At 67.6% G+C, this 16,070-nt stretch carries 19 protein-coding genes and 1 pseudogene; 5 read left to right on the top strand and 15 right to left on the bottom strand.

All coding sequences use genetic code 11. From position 1 onward, the window contains the following. Positions 1-79: 79 nt before the first annotated feature. The 5 genes from B843_RS14085 to ssd all read right to left on the bottom strand — a co-directional run bounded on the left by B843_RS14085 (position 80) and on the right by ssd (position 4,112). Positions 80-259 carry a DUF4244 domain-containing protein gene (locus B843_RS14085; protein WP_025251776.1) on the bottom strand — a complete coding sequence of 60 codons (180 nt, stop codon included), beginning with the start codon at positions 257-259 and terminating at the stop codon, positions 80-82. Between the two features lie 241 nt (positions 260-500). Next, entirely contained in the window at positions 501-1,091 is a 591-nt protein-coding gene (locus B843_RS01565) for a type II secretion system F family protein (protein WP_025251775.1), read from the bottom strand. Further along, on the bottom strand, positions 1,082-1,720 hold the full coding sequence (locus tag B843_RS13155) for a type II secretion system F family protein (RefSeq protein WP_197020779.1): 639 nt from the start codon (positions 1,718-1,720) through the stop codon (positions 1,082-1,084). Before B843_RS13155 ends, B843_RS01565 begins: the two co-directional genes overlap by 10 nt. A 143-nt stretch (positions 1,721-1,863) precedes the next feature. Beyond that, on the bottom strand, positions 1,864-2,958 hold the full coding sequence (locus tag B843_RS01555) for a TadA family conjugal transfer-associated ATPase (protein WP_025251773.1): 1,095 nt from the start codon (positions 2,956-2,958) through the stop codon (positions 1,864-1,866). Beyond that, complete coding sequence (ssd, locus tag B843_RS01550; RefSeq protein WP_081751456.1) at positions 2,955-4,112, bottom strand: septum site-determining protein Ssd; 1,158 nt, start codon at positions 4,110-4,112, stop codon at positions 2,955-2,957. The genes B843_RS01555 and ssd overlap by 4 nt, the downstream gene beginning before the upstream one ends. A gap of 459 nt (positions 4,113-4,571) precedes the next feature. Between ssd and B843_RS01545 the strand changes: the two genes are divergently transcribed. Further along, entirely contained in the window at positions 4,572-5,432 is an 861-nt protein-coding gene (locus B843_RS01545; protein WP_025251769.1) for an HAD family hydrolase, read from the top strand. 18 nt (positions 5,433-5,450) lie between these two features. Here B843_RS01545 and B843_RS01540 read toward each other — a convergent pair whose 3' ends face one another. After that, entirely contained in the window at positions 5,451-6,119 is a 669-nt protein-coding gene (locus B843_RS01540) for a hypothetical protein (RefSeq protein WP_025251768.1), read from the bottom strand. Positions 6,120-6,262: 143 nt separating this feature from the next. Between B843_RS01540 and B843_RS01535 the strand changes: the two genes are divergently transcribed. Together B843_RS01535 and B843_RS01530 are read left to right on the top strand one after the other, a co-directional pair. Further along, on the top strand, positions 6,263-6,766 hold the full coding sequence (locus B843_RS01535) for a phage holin family protein (RefSeq protein ID WP_025251767.1): 504 nt from the start codon (positions 6,263-6,265) through the stop codon (positions 6,764-6,766). Between the two features lie 165 nt (positions 6,767-6,931). Then, positions 6,932-7,858: an alpha/beta fold hydrolase gene (locus tag B843_RS01530; protein WP_025251766.1), complete on the top strand. Its 927-nt coding sequence runs from the start codon at positions 6,932-6,934 to the stop codon at positions 7,856-7,858. A 72-nt stretch (positions 7,859-7,930) separates the two neighbouring features. On the opposite strand, the gene B843_RS01525 is transcribed toward B843_RS01530, so the two are convergent. The 4 genes from B843_RS01525 to nth all read right to left on the bottom strand — a co-directional run bounded on the left by B843_RS01525 (position 7,931) and on the right by nth (position 11,635). After that, entirely contained in the window at positions 7,931-9,109 is a 1,179-nt protein-coding gene (locus tag B843_RS01525; RefSeq protein ID WP_025251765.1) for a MarP family serine protease, read from the bottom strand. A gap of 294 nt (positions 9,110-9,403) precedes the next feature. Next, entirely contained in the window at positions 9,404-10,168 is a 765-nt protein-coding gene (locus B843_RS01520) for an NUDIX hydrolase (RefSeq protein ID WP_025251764.1), read from the bottom strand. Between the two features lie 5 nt (positions 10,169-10,173). Then, a complete protein-coding gene (locus B843_RS01515; RefSeq protein WP_025251763.1) occupies positions 10,174-10,770 on the bottom strand; it encodes a TlpA family protein disulfide reductase in 597 nt (198 codons plus the stop codon). Further along, on the bottom strand, positions 10,763-11,635 hold the full coding sequence (gene nth, locus B843_RS01510; RefSeq protein ID WP_081751455.1) for an endonuclease III: 873 nt from the start codon (positions 11,633-11,635) through the stop codon (positions 10,763-10,765). The genes B843_RS01515 and nth overlap by 8 nt, the downstream gene beginning before the upstream one ends. Positions 11,636-11,741: 106 nt before the next feature. On the opposite strand from nth, the gene B843_RS01505 reads away from it, so the two are divergent. Then, positions 11,742-11,924, top strand: a complete 183-nt coding sequence (locus B843_RS01505; RefSeq protein WP_025251761.1) for a hypothetical protein — start codon at positions 11,742-11,744, stop codon at positions 11,922-11,924. Here B843_RS01505 and B843_RS13705 read toward each other — a convergent pair. Further along, positions 11,921-12,851, bottom strand: a pseudogene (locus B843_RS13705) (IS5 family transposase). The gene B843_RS01505 and the pseudogene B843_RS13705 sit on opposite strands and share 4 nt — an antisense overlap. Before the next feature lie 302 nt (positions 12,852-13,153). Here B843_RS13705 and glxR point away from each other — a divergent pair. Then, the gene (gene glxR / locus B843_RS01490; RefSeq protein WP_025251758.1) at positions 13,154-13,837 is read left to right on the top strand and encodes a CRP-like cAMP-activated global transcriptional regulator GlxR; all 684 of its coding nucleotides are present in this window, start codon (positions 13,154-13,156) and stop codon (positions 13,835-13,837) included. Positions 13,838-13,959: 122 nt separating this feature from the next. Here glxR and B843_RS01485 read toward each other — a convergent pair whose 3' ends face one another. The 4 genes from B843_RS01485 to B843_RS01475 form a co-directional block, all read right to left on the bottom strand. Beyond that, on the bottom strand, positions 13,960-14,772 hold the full coding sequence (locus B843_RS01485; protein WP_051483424.1) for an MBL fold metallo-hydrolase: 813 nt from the start codon (positions 14,770-14,772) through the stop codon (positions 13,960-13,962). Positions 14,773-14,827: 55 nt separating this feature from the next. Then, positions 14,828-15,289, bottom strand: a complete 462-nt coding sequence (locus B843_RS01480; RefSeq protein ID WP_025251756.1) for a RidA family protein — start codon at positions 15,287-15,289, stop codon at positions 14,828-14,830. Beyond that, positions 15,289-15,444, bottom strand: coding sequence for a DUF4177 domain-containing protein (locus tag B843_RS13700; RefSeq protein WP_169729826.1), 156 nt, complete (start codon positions 15,442-15,444; stop codon positions 15,289-15,291). The genes B843_RS01480 and B843_RS13700 overlap by 1 nt, the downstream gene beginning before the upstream one ends. Before the next feature lie 285 nt (positions 15,445-15,729). Continuing rightward, positions 15,730-16,014 (bottom strand): WhiB family transcriptional regulator, encoded by a 285-nt coding sequence (locus tag B843_RS01475; protein ID WP_081751609.1) that lies wholly within the window; start codon positions 16,012-16,014, stop codon positions 15,730-15,732. Between the last annotated feature and the right edge of the window lie 56 nt (positions 16,015-16,070).

Here is a 16,070-nt window from a genome sequence, read left to right as displayed (position 1 = left end):
CCTCCTTCGGCACCGGCCGCCCGTGCCCACTGGGGTACGGGCGGCCGGTGCTCGCATGGTTGGTGTCGGGTTCAGTGCGTTAGGGCCTGTTGCTCAGCGCGTCGGTAATGATCGAGCGAAGCCCGTCGGAGACGACGCCGCTGTTGACCACCAGGTACAAGGCCGCCGCGATCGCCATCGCGGTGAGCGCGCCAAGCGCGTACTCGAGCGTGGTCATTCCCCGGTCGTCCCTGCTCAGAGTCGCGATTCGGTGGCGCAGGCACCCGCAGTCGAGCGGCTCCCTGCCGGGGTCGTCGAGGCCGGAGGCATAGGGGTCGCAGAGGATCTCGTAGGACGCCGGGGTGAGCTCGTGGTCGATCGGCTCGTGCTCGCAGGCGTCGACCTCGCCTCCGGGGAGGGTGGATTGGAACGGCTCGTGTGGGAAAAATAGTGCTCGCATGATGGTTTCCTTTCTTGCGTGAGGTCCGGATTCGGGTCCGGATTCGTGTGTTTTGTGCTGATCACTGCAGTGGTAGTACGCCGCGCCCCAGCGTGATCACGACGGGGGCGAGACCCAACACGAAAAAGGCGGGAAGGAAGAAGAACGCCAGCGGGATGGCGATGAGCACGCTGGCCCGCTCGGACCGGCTCACCGCCTCCGTCTCCGCCTGGCTCAAAAGCCGAGCCGCCAGATCGCGGCAGGCCGACCCCATCGCCGCACCCGAGCGGTGGGAGCTTCTGGCGATGATCGCCAGCTCGGCCAGACCGTCGAGCGCGGCCAGCGGTGCCCACGCGCGCTCCGGCCCCACGCCGAGGCCAAGCATCGTCGCCGTTTCCGCCCAATGATCAGCCTGCGCGCTTTCCGCGACGACGAACGCAGACCTTGCCGGCGTGAGCCCCGCGAGCAGGCAGGCGGCAAACAGGTCCAGCTCGCCCGCCCATTCGAGCAGGCTTGCCGACGCTTCGCCGCGGCCCCCCTTCCCCCGAAGCATCCGCCACGGACCGTCCCGCGCGGACTGCGGCTGCATTGGACATTGACGAAGCCTGTCGGCGACGCCCGTGTCCCAGACGCTCACCGCGACCGCCGCGCACACCGCCGCAACTAGGTACATGCCGCACGCTCCATGATCTCGTGGGCGACGAGGAGCCCGCCGCACTCGAGCGCCACCCCGGCCACCAGGATGAGCCCGCCGAGGCCACCGCCAAGGAGGAAGGCCGGGACGTTAACGCCCATGGCGAAGCCCAACACGATGCCGAACACCGGGAGGACGCTCAGGATGATCGCCGTGACCTGCGCCCCCTGAATGCCAGCCACGACCTTCCGCCGGTGCGCCTGGGAGGCCTCCAAGCGCTTGGCCGCGTGCGCGATGAGCTCGGCCTGTGCGATTCCGTGCTCCTCCGCGGCGCGCCAGGCTCGCCCGATGTCGGCGAGCTCGGAAGCACGGGCGGCCTGTTCCACGAGCGCCTGCGCCCCGCTTCCCCCGGCCGCGGCCCGCCTCGCTGCCACGGCGACGCACTCGCGCACCCGCGGATCGACGGCATCCGCGCCGGCGCGCTCCACGGCGGTCGCCATCGAGGATCCGCTGCGCAGCTCCCCCACGATCACCGTCGCGAGCTGTGCGACGGCGGCACCCCGCCGCGTTCCCGCCCGCCGTTCGAGCTCTGCTCGCACCAGGCGGTAGCAGGTTCCCGCCACCATCGCCGAGGCCAGCAGGCCCGCGGCCTGGTTGCGAACCAGCACGAACCCGAGCACGAGAACTGTCCCGGCGAAAACCCACCGGGACCGGCTCGGGATCGCTGACACGAACGTATTCGCCACCACCCGATACCGGGGCGCAACCGAGGGCACCGCGCACGCCGCGGCGAGGAACACAAGCGGCCACATCATGGCTGCCCACCGCCGTCCCAGAGCACGCGCACCCGCAGTGGGTCGCCCGACAGCTCCCCGATCTGGGCCAGCCTGCGGCCACCGGCCCCCTTGCGCATGACGAGGATCATTGGCTTGGCCGCCTGGACCTGCGCGTGCAGAGCCTCCCTCCCCAGGCCGCCGAGCGCGGCTAGCGCCTCGAGCCTCGCGGGCACCTCCTCGAGAGAGTTGGCGTGGATGGTTCCCGCGCACCCGTCGTGGCCGGTGTTGAGCGCCGAGAGCAGGTCCACGACCTCCGCCCCGCGGATCTCGCCCAGGACGATCCGGTCGGGGCGCATGCGCAGCGACTGCTTGAGCAGGTCGGCCATGGAAATCGCCCCCATCCCCTCGGTGTTGGACGCGCGGGTAATGAGCGTGAGGACGTGGGGATGATCGGGATGCAGCTCGGCCGTGTCCTCGATGCAGACGATCCGTTCCCGAGGATCGACCTCCGCCAGCATGGCTCCCAGCAGGGTGGTCTTGCCCGACCCGGTCCCGCCCACGACGAGGAAGGAGCGCCGCTCGCAGACGATTTCCCGAAGCGCCTCAAGCCCGCCGCCATCGAAGGTTCCCAGCCCGCGAAGCTGGGCAAGCCGCGCCCGCGACTGCTTGAGCACCCGCACCGACAATAACGTCCCCGACTCCGAGGGCGGGGCGAGCATCGCGTGGATGCGCAGGCTCGAGCCGTCCTCGCGGAGCAGCTTTCCGTCGCCGAAGCACTGGGCGTCGTCGAGGCGGCGGCCGGAGTTGGACAGCAGCCTCACCGCGAGGCGCCGGACGGAGGCGTCGTCGGGGAACTCGATGCCCGAACGCTCGAGCCCGTCGCCGCGATCGAACCACACCTCGCGGGGGCCATTAACCACCACGTCGGTGACCCCGGGGAGACGGAGTACCCGCTCGAGGGGACCCGCACCGACGGTGTCGTGCCGCAGCTGGCGAAGGACGCCGAGGATCTCGACGTCGCCGATGACGCCCCCGGCCTCCTCCCGGACGAGATGGCCTAGGTCATCGCCTAGCGTTGGCTCCAGCGCGAGCCGCCGCTGCACCTTGTCGATGAGCTCCGCGTGGTTCATGCCGCGAGCGCCTCCCCCACCTTCTTCGCCGCCCTAGCGATGGTCGCTGGCAGGCGGGCGGGCAGGCCCGCGGTCTCCACCTTCTTGTGAAGCCGCGCCACCGTGGCGACCTCGGCCACGACCTCCACGTTCGCCAGTTCCTCCACGTCCTTCCTGTCCAGCCCCGACCAGCCCCGGTGCCGCAGCACGGCGATCACCCGGTGCCGCTTGGCCTGGAGCCGACCCACGAGCGCGTGCGCCGAGACGGCCGCGCGCACCTCCGCGGGCACCACGACGACGATGAGGTCCGAGGCCTCGCAGGCGACCTCGAACCCCTCGCCGTGGGCTGGCGAGTCGATGACGACGCTCGCGTGCCCGCGCAGGCAGTCGATGGCGCCCACGAGCTGCTCCGGTGCGATCTCCGCGCGCCCGAGGTCGCCGCGCGAGTGGGTGAGCACCCGGGGCCCGTCGCCCGCCCTGGGTAGCGCCTTGAGCAGCTCGGATGCCGCCATCTGCCCGCGGGTGAAGTCGAGATCGCTCCACCGGATCCCCAGGGAGTCCTCGAGGCCGAGGAGCAGGTCGAGCCCGCCGGAGCAGGGATCGGCGTCGACAAGCACGCACGTACCCCGGTCCCGAGCTATCGCCGCGGCCAGCGTCGACGTTCCCGCCCCGCCCACGGCCCCGCACACCGTGACGGTCGCGGCGTCGGGCTCAGTGGGGTCCTCCCCGCGACCGAGCGCACGCAAGAGCTCAGGGGCTTGGGCCGGGAGGATGAACGCCTCCTCCGCGCGCACCGCCATGGCCAGCTTCCAGTCGACGGGCCCCGGCTCAGGGTGAACGAGGAAGACGGGCACCCGTAGCTGCGACGCGCCGAGGCCGCGCGCGGTCTCGGGGTCGATGATGAGGGCGGACGCGCGGTGCCCGTGGCGGGTGATCTCCGCAGGCTCGGTCGTATCCAGGCGTTGGCGCCCGGTCGCGGCGACGATGGTGGTCACCTCCGGGTGCAGCAGCGGGTCCGCCACGGCGACGAGCACGGGCTCGCCGGAGATCGGCTTCGTCCGCCCCCGGGGAGAAATGTGCCGGGGCCGCGGCGGCTCCTTCGGTGGCGGTGCGCTCGGCGAGACGCGCGGCAGCGGCGGGACGAGGTCGTCGATGGAGGTCGGTAAGTTGCTCATGCCCCACAGTCTGATCGAGTACCGCAGAGCCGTCGAGGCGGCCGTTTCCGGCCTGTGGATAACCCCCGGTTTTGCTGATATGTCACAGTAATTTCTGTGGATAACCCGCCGGACACGAAAAATAAAGGGGCGGCTCGCGCTAGGGGGGGGTAATGCGCGAGCCGCCAATCCCGGCCACAGGGGGGCGGGCCGGGGCAGGCCGCACTGTATATCGGGGCCTTGCAGGTGTCATTATGACACAGCCCCTACCGCTTGGCAACCTCCCCTTTTCCTTACCCGCCGGGCGCGTTTGCACAGCTCCCGAAAGTTTTTCCGTCCGGCCGCGCCCCCGCAGCGGGCCCCGACCCGTCCCCATTTCTCAGCTTCCCCTTAGGACATGTGAGGACCGGCTTTAGTAATCGTCTACAAGCAAAATGCATCATTCACCGCGACCCCATTTGCGACTAGACTCGAAGGGCAATGGTTGATTCGAACGAACACGGCGCCCTGGCGCGACGACCCGGCACCGACGTGGTCCTCGCGCCTCATCGCGTGGCCGCGTTCTTCGATCTGGACAAGACCATCATCGCTACCTCCTCGGCGTTCGCCTACGGCAAGGAGTTCTTGAACTCCGGGCTCATCACGCCCGTGGAGGCGCTGCAGATGTCCATGGCCAAGGCAACCTACATGTTCGCCGGGCACTCCGACGGGCAAATGGACGCAACCCGCGACCAGCTCACGCAGATGGTCACGGGCTGGGACGTCGAGCAGGTCAAGGCCATCGCCGAGGAGACGATGCAGCAGGTGGTCACACCCACCATCTATTCCGAGGCCCGCGCTCTCATCGATCAGCACATCGCCGCAGGCCACGACGTGGTCATCATCTCCGCCTCCGCGCGCGAGCTGGTCGAGCCCATCGCGCGCGAGCTCGGCGTCGAGCACGTCGTGTCCACGGAGCTGGCCAAGGAAGACGGCAAGTTCACCGGCGAGATCACCTTCTACTGCAAGGGCGCGGCCAAGGCGCAGGCGATCATGGACCTCACCGCCCGCCGCGGCTACGACCTCTCGCGAAGCTACGCCTACTCCGATTCCGCCGTTGACCTGCCCATGCTCGAGGCGGTCGGCCACCCCAACGCCGTCAACCCCGACCGCGCGTTGCGCAAGGTGGCCACGGACAAGGGCTGGGAGATCCACTCCTTCCGCAACCCCGTGCCGCTTTTCCAGCTGCCCACGGGCAAGGAGCTGGGCAAGACCACCGGCGTCGTCGCGGCGCTCGCTGCGGCCGCCGCGGGTGGCATTTGGCTGGCGAAGAAGTACCGCGAGGACGAGTCCCCCACCTAAGCTTTTTAGCTTTTCGCTTTACGACGCTGCGCTGGCGATGCCCTCGGCTTCGGTGGCCCCAGCGATGAAGGCGCGCACGTGGAAGGCTAAGAACTCCTCGATGCTCGCCTCATCCGAACCGAAGCGCTCCGCGAGTCGCCGGTAGTCCTCGCGGTGCCGGCGCAGGTAGGTCTCCGGAACGGTCAGGCCCCGCGGGTCGAAGCCGGTGCCGATGGCGCTCACGCGCGCTGCGACCCTGGCGACCGTGCCGCTGCGCCTGCCGAAGTAACCGCCGCGGAGGAGCTCCCCGTGGAGGATCGCGGGCAGAAGCGCCCCGCCCTTGGTGGTAGCGACGAGCCCGGCCAGCGCGGAAAGCCGATCGGCACCTTGCTCTGGGCGGCCGGGGCCGCCAGCTAGGGCGTCGATGCGGGCCAGCACCTGCAGCGGGGCTCGCACGAAGGTCCGCACGGTGGCGTCGACCGAGCCCGGCGCGAGCACGCTGTAGGCGGAGATCGACTCCTCCTCCGTGACCCCGGCGCGGTACAGATCCACGTTCGCCCTCGCGCCGCGCAGCGTGGACTCGGAGCTGGTCAGCTCGACCTTGCGCAGGTTGACCGGCCTGCGATGCACCGCGTTGATGGCGCCCGTGGCCTCCTCGATGAGCGAGGCGAGGGCGGGGACGGCGGCGAGCTGCGAGAGCGAATCCATGCCGCCAATCTTACGAATCCGGGCGCCGACCACAGAATTGGGGCGAGAATTTCGCGTGAGGAATTCACCTAATCGGTCATTTCGTGGCACGATAAGTAGTGATTGCACTTTTTTAGAAAGAATCTTTCGGAGGGAAGCGACTCGTGAGCAACGACAACGGACTTTTTACCAGCGGCGCAGAGACCTTTGACGCGAAGGTGAACTCCATCCCGCTCGCCGATGTGGACACCGGCAACAAGGGGAGCATCGGCGCACTGGTCAGCGACGCTACCTCCCAGATGTCCTCGCTGTTCCGCGCGGAGATCGAGCTCGCCAAGACCGAGCTGGCCGCGGAGGCCAAGAAGGGCGCCATCGGCGGCGGCCTGTTCGGCGTGGCCGGCACGGTCGCCCTCTACAGCTCCTTCTTCTTTTTCTTCTTCCTCGCCGAGCTGCTCGACTACCTGTGGCTCGACCGCTGGGCGGCCTTCCTCATCGTGTTCCTCCTCATGCTCGTGCTCGCCGGAGTCTTCGCGCTCATCGGCTTCCGCAAGCTGAAGAAGATCCAGGCACCGAAGGAGACCATCAGCTCCGTCAACGAGCTGAAGAACCTCGTCCCTGGTCAGGCACAGAAGAAGCTGGAGTCCCGCCACCGAGGCATGTACAGCTAGCTCGCGCACCCGCGCCGGTTTCCCACCGCGCGCCGTTCGCGGCCACCGATCTCCTTGTTTCAGGCGCGCCTCGCACTTGCGGGGCGTGTTCCCTTTTATCGGCCCCTCGCCTTACTCCCATCACGCCGCTGGTAAGTCCCGCTTGCTGGCCAACCTAGGAAGACAATGAGCCCCTACTCTCACCGCACGCTGTCCCCGAAGGTCGTGCTGCTCGATGGATTCCACCATCAGGTGCTGCACACCCGAGGACTGAGGCTGCACGCCGTCACCGCCGGCGACCCCGGCGACCCCGCGGTGGTGCTGCTTCACGACTGCTTCGGCAGCTGGATGGACTTCCGGCGGGTCATCGAGCCGCTCGCCGCGCGGGGTCTGCACGTGGTCGCCCTCGACCTGCGCGGCTACGGCTACTCCGACAAGCCGCCGACGGGCCACGACCTGCGCCACCTCAACGGCGACGTCTCCGGCGTCATCCGCACCCTTGGCCACGACGACGCCCACGTCGTCGGCGTGGGGTCGACCGCGGCGATCGCGTGGACGATGGCGGCCTCTCACCCCGAGCACATCAACGGGCTGACCTGCATCGACGGCATCCACCCCGTCGACATGCGCAGGGCGCTGCTCACGCGCCCGTGGCTTTATAGCAACCTCGTGGTCAACAACGCGCTCACCCGCCTGCCCCGGCCCCTGCGCCAGATGGTCTGGCGCCGCCGCGACCGCTTCTTGGCCCACGACCTCCGCGCGGTCACCTCGCTCGGCTACCAGCAAAGCGAGCAGTTCTCCGAGGACCTCGGTCTGCGCCAGCAGGCGATGTCCGTGGAGTCGACCTACCCGGCCGTCATGCGCACCCAGAGGCTGGCCACGGCCGTGCCTCCCACCAAGTGGATGGGAACCAAGGTGACCATCCCGGTCCAGTTCATCGGCGACGACACCCGCCACAGCACCACGCTCGCCCACTTCGCCAACGCCCGGGCGCAGGGGCGGTTCCAGAGAATCACCCTGCCGAACGCGCGCTGGCGCCCGCACCTCGAGTCCCCTGACGAGCTCGCCCGGGTCATCGCGGACTTCGCGCTCATCACACAGGTCGAGGGCTAGGAGCCGTAGGCGTCGATACGCGAAAGCGGCCACGCACCGTGCATTGCACTGGCGTGGCCGCTTCTATCGTTTTTAGCTCAGGACGCACTGGCCGGTATCCACCGGCGTAGCCAGCTGCGAGGCGTCCCCCACCTGCGAGCGGACCTCCTGGGCGGTCAGCGCGTAGCCGATGTCGCTGTTGTCCACCGAGGCGCCGAAGACGACTCCGAGGACGTTGCCGGAGGTGTCCACCATGGGGCCGCCGGAGTTGCCCTGGCGGATGGTGCCGCGGACGGTGTAGGACTCGCGCTCGACGCGGCCGGTGGCGTAGATGTCCGGGCCGGAGATGGTGATGCGGTCGGCGATGCGGGCGGGTGCTGCCTCGAACGGGCCGGACTCGGGGAATCCCATGACGATCGCATCGTCGCTGCTTTGGGCGACCTCGTCCGCCCACGGCAGGACCGGCAGGTCGAGGTTGTCGCTGCGCAGGACCGCGATGTCCAGCTCCGGGTTGTAGTAGACCACCTGCGCGTCGAGCACGCCCTCGACGGTGTCGAGGCTGACCTTGTTGGTGCCCGCGACGACGTGGGCGTTGGTCATCACGTGCTTGGAATCAATGACGAAGCCGGAGCCCATGAGCCTGCGGGAGCACTGGTCGGACTCGCCCATGACGTGGATGACCGAGGGACGCATCTTCTCCACCAGCGCGACGTCGTCCACCTGGATGTTGGGGGCCTCGACCTGCTTGGTGGTCTGCCCGCTAAACGGCGAGACCAGCGACGGCACCCCGGAGTCGTTGAGCATCGCGGAGATCCGCGACGGCAGCGTGGCCAGCGCGTCGGGTGTGTGCTCGTCCACCGCGCCCAAGATCTTGGAATCCCTAATCCCCTGGGCCACGCTGCCGCCCATGCCGGTGGCCAGCGGGATGGCCACGAGCCAGGCGACGATGAGGGTGGCGAGGCCCTGGAAAACCGCGCCGATGGAGGAATCGAGCACCATCGTGGACTTCCAGCGCATGCGGTCGCGCAGGCTAGCCCCTAGGAGGCCGCCCACGAGGTTGCCGATGCCGACCAGCATGACGACGGTCCCGAGCGCCAGCAGGAAGCGCAGCGCGACGGAGTCCGTCAGCTGCATGACGGTGGGCGCCAGCGCCGCACCGCAGATGAGTCCCGCGATCACGCCCACGGTGGACAGCACCGCGGAGAACGCTCCTTGGCGCCAGCCGGAGAAGCAGGCGATGATGACGGCGATGATGACCACCACGTCGACCATGGTGTCAGGGGCTAAATGCACTAGGTACCTTCCCGCATTGCATGTACTCGTTGAGCTCGCGCGAGAGGGGGTTCCCCCACGCCAGCTGGGTGCCGTTAAGGCAATTGCCGCCGAGGCGAAGGCGAACCCGCAAGGGAGTGCCTCCGTGTGGACGGCATACTCGCACCGTACCCGATGCGACCGACACGACCGCAACGCGACCATGCGCAACCGCCGAGCGCGACAGGGCGCTTCAGACTACGCAACCTACACCCCTTAGCTGTGAAATGCATGCCGTGACACGTTTCGCCGGTATTACGGCAGCGCGCGCCCCCAGCGCTCGTTGTTGCGGGTGGTCGCGAGGGCCTCCTCCAGCGGCACGACGTGGCCTCGGTCCCAGGGTTGCTCCCAGCCGGCCTCCTGGATCATGACCGACAACAGCCCGCCGGTAAAGCCCCACACGAGGTAGTCGTTGATCAGGAACGCCGGGCCCGTCCACAGGCCGCGCGAGACCGTGATGCGGTTATCCGGCAGGATGAGCTCGGAGAGCGGGGCGAGGAACACCTCGTCGGCCTCCATCGGATCGATGACGCCGACTGGCACCTCGTTATCCCAGTGGGCCACGATCGGGTGCACGGGGTTGCCGGTGGGCCGGATCTGCACCTCGTCGAGCGCGGCGAGCGGGGTGACGCTGCGGCGATCGAGCCCCGTCTCCTCCCACGCCTCGCGCAGGGCGCAGTCCACGATGTCGATGTCGCCGGGGTCGACGCGGCCGCCGGGGAACGCGATCTGGCCCGAGTGGCTGCGCAGTCGCGGCGAGCGGTGCGTGAGCAGCACGGAGGCGTCGCCAGGCAGGGTTTCGGCGTCGCTTGTCGACGCCTCACGGCTGGCCAGCAGCATGAGCACGGCGGCCCGCTTGCTGGGATCGTCCTCCTTATAGCGCTCGTGCAGCTCGCGCTCCAGCGCGGCGGAGGCGTGCCCGTGGTGGACGGCGTCGACCACCGGGCGCAGCCAGCCGGGCGCGGCCTCGGGGCGCAACGCGGTGTTCACGCCGGGCAGGTCGGTCGAGGGATAGCTCATGTGGGTCACGCTCCTTGGATCTTCTGGGCGATGGCCGCCTCAAGGTCATCGTAGGTGGTAAAGGCCTTGGGGATGAACGATTTCATCTTCCCGTCTGGCCCGACGATGACCGTGATGGGCACGACCCCGGGCAGCCCGAGGGCCCCGGCGAAGGCGTTCGAGTCGTCCTGGTAGGACGGGATCTTCACGCCGAGGTCGTTGAGCATGGCCGCGCCGTTGCCCGCCGACTGGTCCGCGTGCACCCCGACGACCGAGTACTCCGGGTGCTTGGCCTGCAGCTCGTCGAAGAAGGGCAGCTCCGTGCGGCAGGGCTCGCACCACCAGGCCCACAGGCTGACGATGGTGTACTGGGCGGAGCTCGGCGCGCTGGCCTCGTTCCCGCCGAGGCACGGCAGCGCCACGCCCGCGACCTGCGTGTCGGGGCAGTCGGGGCGCGCCGGGATCTCGTCCGAGGAAACGTCCTGCACTTGGGCCTGCGACGTCCCCGAGGCCGCGGGGCTGTTGGGCTGTCCCGAGGTGCGCATCGACGTGGCCAGGGCGAGGATGACCGCCACGCCGACGATGAACACAACCACCGAGCCGATGATCGTCTTCTTAGGCATCGTTACGCTCCTTCTCCACGCCCGTGGTTTCCTCGTTTTCGCCCGGCTGACCGAGCCCGGCCAGACACAGAAGGTGCTCCCGGTTGTCCCCGGTGACCAGCTCCGCGGCCTGGTCCGGCTCGACCGGCCCCAGCCCGAAGCTCGGGCACTCGGGTGCGAGGAAGCAGGCGCCGCAGGCGGGCTTGCGCGCGTGGCACACGCGCCGGCCGTGGAAGATGATCCGGTGGGAGAACATCGTCCACTCTTTCTTTTCGATCAGCTTAGCCAGAACGCGCTCGACTTTCACCGGATCCTCCTCCTCGGTGAGCTTGAGCCTGCGCACGAGCCGCCCGAAGTGGGTGTCGACCGTGAGCCCCGGGATCCCGAAGGCGTTGCCGCGCACCACGTGGGCGGTCTTTCGGCCCACGCCGGGCAGCCGCACTAAGTCCTCGAGGGCGCTGGGCACCTCGCCGCCGTAGTCGGTGACGAGCAGCCGCCCCATGCCGATGAGGTGCCCGGCCTTGGCCTTGTAGAAGCCGGTCGGGCGGATGATCTCCTGCAGCTCGGCCTCGTCGGCGGTGGCGTAGTCCTCCGCCGTGCGGTAGCGGGCAAACAGCGCCGGGGTGACCTGGTTGACGCGCACATCGGTGCACTGCGCGGACAGGACGGTGGCCACGACCAGCTCGAGGGTGTTGGTGAAGTCGAGCTCGCAGTGCGCGTCCGGGTATCCCGCGGCGAGTGCCCGGTTGATGCGCCGGGCACGCCGGGTGCGGCCCAGTTCAGTCTCCCCCTTCAGTGCCCGGTGCTTGCCGACGCGCACGCGCGCGATCGGCGGGGTGTCGGGCACGGTGATGGCGGTGGCGTCGGTAGGGCTGGATGCGGGCATGGCTTCTACATTAGGCGCGTTGCCGTAGGCGTCGGAAAGTGGAATGCGACGAGGGCTTCGGCCGCGAGGGGCGACTTGCGGCGGCACAGGGTAAAATGCAGGGACTATGAGCGCATTTCTTGTCATCCTCGTCCCGATCTTCCTCACACTGTTCCTGCTGTGGATGGATCGGATGGAGGCGCGGATCCTGCGCCCGGCCGCAGCGAAAACCCCGGCCGTCGATGCCGAAAAGACCTCCAGCGAGGGCGCGTCAGGCGACACCCCGGCCTCCCCGACCACCGACAACTAGGGCGTGTCTCCTAAAGCTCGGAGCCAGGTGATAATCGCGCATAGCACCGCCGCACCCCGGTACACCACGGCAAGTTTGTCGTACCGGGTCGCAAGACCACGCCACTGCTTCGCCAACGCGAACGAGCGTTCCACCACGTTCCGGCCCCGGTAGGCCACCGCATCAAACGCCGGCGGCCGGCCACCGGTGCTGCCGCGGCGTTTCCGGGCGGCGACACTGTCGCGCTTTTCCGGGATCACCGCCTTGATACCCCGACGGCGCAACTGCCGGCGGATCACACCGCTGGCATACCCACGATCAGCCAGCACCGCATCCGGGCGAGTCCTTGCCCGTCCCGGCCCCAGGCGCGGAACGTGGATCTCTTCCAGCACGGTCTGAAGCATCGCCCCGTCGTTGCGCTGGCCGCCGGTGACCACCAGCGACAGGGGACGGCCGTGCCCGTCGACGGCGGCATGGATCTTGCTTGATAACCCACCGCGCGAGCGTCCGATGCCGTGACCTGCCGGTTCAAGCAACGACAGCGGCAGATTCTTGTGATTCGCTTGAGCCCCCTGTGTCCTGCTCCGGGCGGGTGGTGTTCGTCGCGTGCTGGTGAGCACGCGTGATGGAGGCGTCGACGGAGACGTTCCAGTCAATCTTTCCGGCGGCGTCGGCCTGGGTGAGCAGGTAGGTCAGGAGGGTGTCCCAGGTGCCGTCGGCGGCGTAGCGGCGGTGGCGTTTCCACACCGTTTGCCAGGGGCCGAACTGTTCGCGGGGCAGATCCCGCCAGGCGATACCGGTGCGGTAACGGAAGATGATGCCTTCGACGATCTGGCGGCTGTTGCGAAACGGCCTGCCCCGTCGGCCGGTACTGGTGGGCAGCAAAGGCTCAATCTTCTGCCACTGCTGGTCAGTCAGTACCTGGTACCGGCTGCGTTTATTACTCACTGAGCAATTATCGCTGACGGGCCCAACTTATTTAGGAGACACGCCCTAGCCAGCCACTAGGTCTTTTTGCATTCAAATTGTTGGTTTTACCCCCGTATGACTCCCCTAATTGTTAGTGCTTTGTGATACTTCGATTTTTGAGGTGCCCCTGTTACCTATTTCATAGTAAGGTATGGGGAGATAACTTAGGTACCACGATGCGACCGCCGCGAGGTAATCTCTCGCGGTGAATCGGCCCTCAAGTTTCGGGGGCCAAGAATTCCGGCACAGAGGTCGCGTCCATTAGTAGAGGAGTCTTAGACGTGGAAGGTGTACACGACATCCTGTCCCGCGCTGGAATTTTCCAGGGCGTGGATCCCGTTGCTGTCAACAACCTCATTCAGGAGCTCGAGACCGTTCGTTTCCCCCGCGGGGCCACCATCTTCGAGGAACACGAACCGGGTGACCGCCTCTACATCATCACCTCCGGCAAGGTGAAGCTGGCTCGCCACTCCACCGACGGCCGCGAGAACCTGCTCACCGTCATGGGCCCGTCCGACATGTTCGGCGAACTGTCCATCTTCGATCCGGGCCCGCGCACCTCGTCCGCCGTCTGCGTCACCGAGGTCCACGCGGCAACCATGAACTCCGAGATGCTGCACAAGTGGATCGCGGAGCACCCGGAAATTTCCGAGCAGCTGCTGCGCGTGCTGGCTCGCCGCCTGCGCCGCACCAACGCCTCGCTTGCCGACCTCATCTTCACCGACGTTCCCGGCCGCGTCGCCAAGACCCTGCTGCAGCTGGCCAACCGCTTCGGCACCCAGGAGGGCGGCGCACTTCGCGTCAACCACGACCTCACCCAGGAGGAGATCGCCCAGCTCGTCGGCGCCTCCCGCGAGACCGTGAACAAGGCGCTGGCCACCTTCGCCCACCGCGGCTGGATCCGCCTCGAGGGCAAGTCGGTGCTCATCGTCGACCCGGAGCACCTCGCCAAGCGCGCACGCTAGAAAAGTTCACAGCGGCGTGCGGTTGTTCTTCCGCACGCCGCTTTTCGACGCCTCACGGCGCACACGGATAAGGTCCCTTCCCGCTTTGCCGCGGGAGGGGACCTTATCTATTAGGAGAAAGCCTAGTTCTGCTTAGCGAGGTAGCGAAGCGCCACGCGAGTGGACTGCTCCGCCGCGCCACGCAGCACCGGATCGACGTCGTCGTAGATCTCGTCGATGAGGTCCTTGAGCGCGACGTCATCGCCGAGCTTCTTCTTGGCCTCGATGATCTGGCCGAGGCGCTGCTCGCGGCGCTGGATGTACTTCTCCGCGTAGGCGGACAGGTCATCGCCCTCCGAGCCGTGGCCCGGGAGCAGCTTGACGCCCTTGCCGCGCTCCTGCAGGAGGCGCAGGGTGTCGAGGTACCGGCCCAGATCGCCGTCGGTCTCGGAGATCATGGTGGTGTGGCGGCCGGCGATGGTGTCGCCGGTGCAGATGCCTTCGAGGGTGGACTTGTGGGGCTCGCCGCTCCAGATGAAGAAGCAGACGGAGTCGCTGGTGTGGCCCGGGGTGGCCACGACCTCGATCTGCGGGGTGACACCGTCAATGGAGATGATCTCCCCACCCTCGAGCGGCTCAGCACGCATGCAGTACGAGGCGTCCACGGCGCGAACCGGGGCACCGGTCAGCTGACGGAAGCGCTGCGCGCCATCGGCATGATCGTGGTGCCGGTGGGTAAGCAGGACAAGCCCGACCTCTTCCGCCTTCGAGTTGAGGACGTTGAGGTGCCCCTCGTCTGCGGGACCCGGGTCGATCACGATGCTGCGCGGATCTTCAGGCGCACGGATGACCCAGGAGTTGGTTCCTTCGAGGGAGGAGTAACCGGGGTTCGGGCAAAGGACAACGGAAGCGGACGGAGTGACCGGCCGCAACTGGCTGTAGGCAGGATGCTGCATGGGTTCTAGCTTAGCCACTTTCCAAAGCTTTGTACTAGTTATCGGACCCGGGAGGCTAAGAGGTGACCTCAACTACAATCTCGACCTCAACGGGGGCATCGAGCGGCAGCTCAGCGACGCCGACGGCCGAACGCGCGTGCGCCCCGGCCTCCCCGAAAACGTCACCCATGAGGTTGGACGCGCCGTTGAGGACGGCGGGCTGGCCGCCGAACCCCTCGGCGGAGGCGACGAAGCCCACAACCTTGAGCACGCGGGTCACGTTGTCGATCCCCACGAGGGCGTCGACCGCGGCCAGCGCGTTGAGCGCGGCCTGGCGGGCGTAGGCCTGCGCATCCTCCGGGGAGACCGCGTCTCCCACCTTGCCGGTGGCGGGCAGCTTCCCCTCCAAGAACGGCAGCTGGCCGGAGGTCCAGACCTGGTTGCCGACCTTGACGGCGGGGACGTAGGCGGCGACGGGGGCCGCGACGGCGGGAAGCTCGATGCCCAGCTCCGCTAGGCGCTCTGTATTAGTAGCCATTACTGGACCTCGCGCTTCATGTAGGCGACGACGTTTTCTGGATTGGGCCCGGGGACGACCGACACGAGCTCCCAGCCATCTTCACCCCAGGTGTCGAGGATCTGCTTGGTGGCGTGCGTCAGCAGCGGGACCGTTGCGTATTCCCATTTAGTCATGCCCATCACTTTACCGACTCCCGCCGACGCGGCCACCGCGGCGGCCGGTTAATATTCGCCAGCACCGGGACCGATACCGCGCGCCGGAGGATTTAAGCTTTTCTTCGCCCTATACCTCTATATAAGGTAGGACCTTCTCCGCCTTTTTATTCACCCCCGAAAGACGTCAACCCCCTCGCCTCGGGAAACGAGAAAAATCCGCGACCCCACGCCTTACGCGCGGGGTCGCGGATGAAGTCAGCTTGGAAATTCCATAGAATTTCCCGCCTGATCCTTATTTAATTATTAGATTCCAACGAGCTCGCCGCCCGCGGCGAGATAATTGGCCCAATTGGTGATGTGAGGATTCTTGCGGAGCAGCGCGCGGCGCTGGCGTTCCGTGAGGCCGCCCCACACGCCGAACTCCACTTTGTTGTCGAGCGCGTCCGCGCGGCACTGCATAACCACAGGACACTGGCGGCAAATGGCGGCGGCGCGGCGCTGCGCGGCGCCGCGGACGAAGAGCGCGTCCGGATCCCCGTTTCGGCAGTGAGCCTGCATGACCCAATCCCCGCGCTCACCGCTGGTCATTCCCTGATTCGAAACAGCGAATGGGTTTCGCTTCGTGTCGTTGAGAAGCGATGCGG

Origin of the sequence: Corynebacterium vitaeruminis DSM 20294, assembly GCF_000550805.1 — a bacterium.
Taxonomy (GTDB): domain Bacteria; phylum Actinomycetota; class Actinomycetes; order Mycobacteriales; family Mycobacteriaceae; genus Corynebacterium; species Corynebacterium vitaeruminis.
This window is presented reverse-complemented; position numbering and strand designations above follow the sequence as displayed.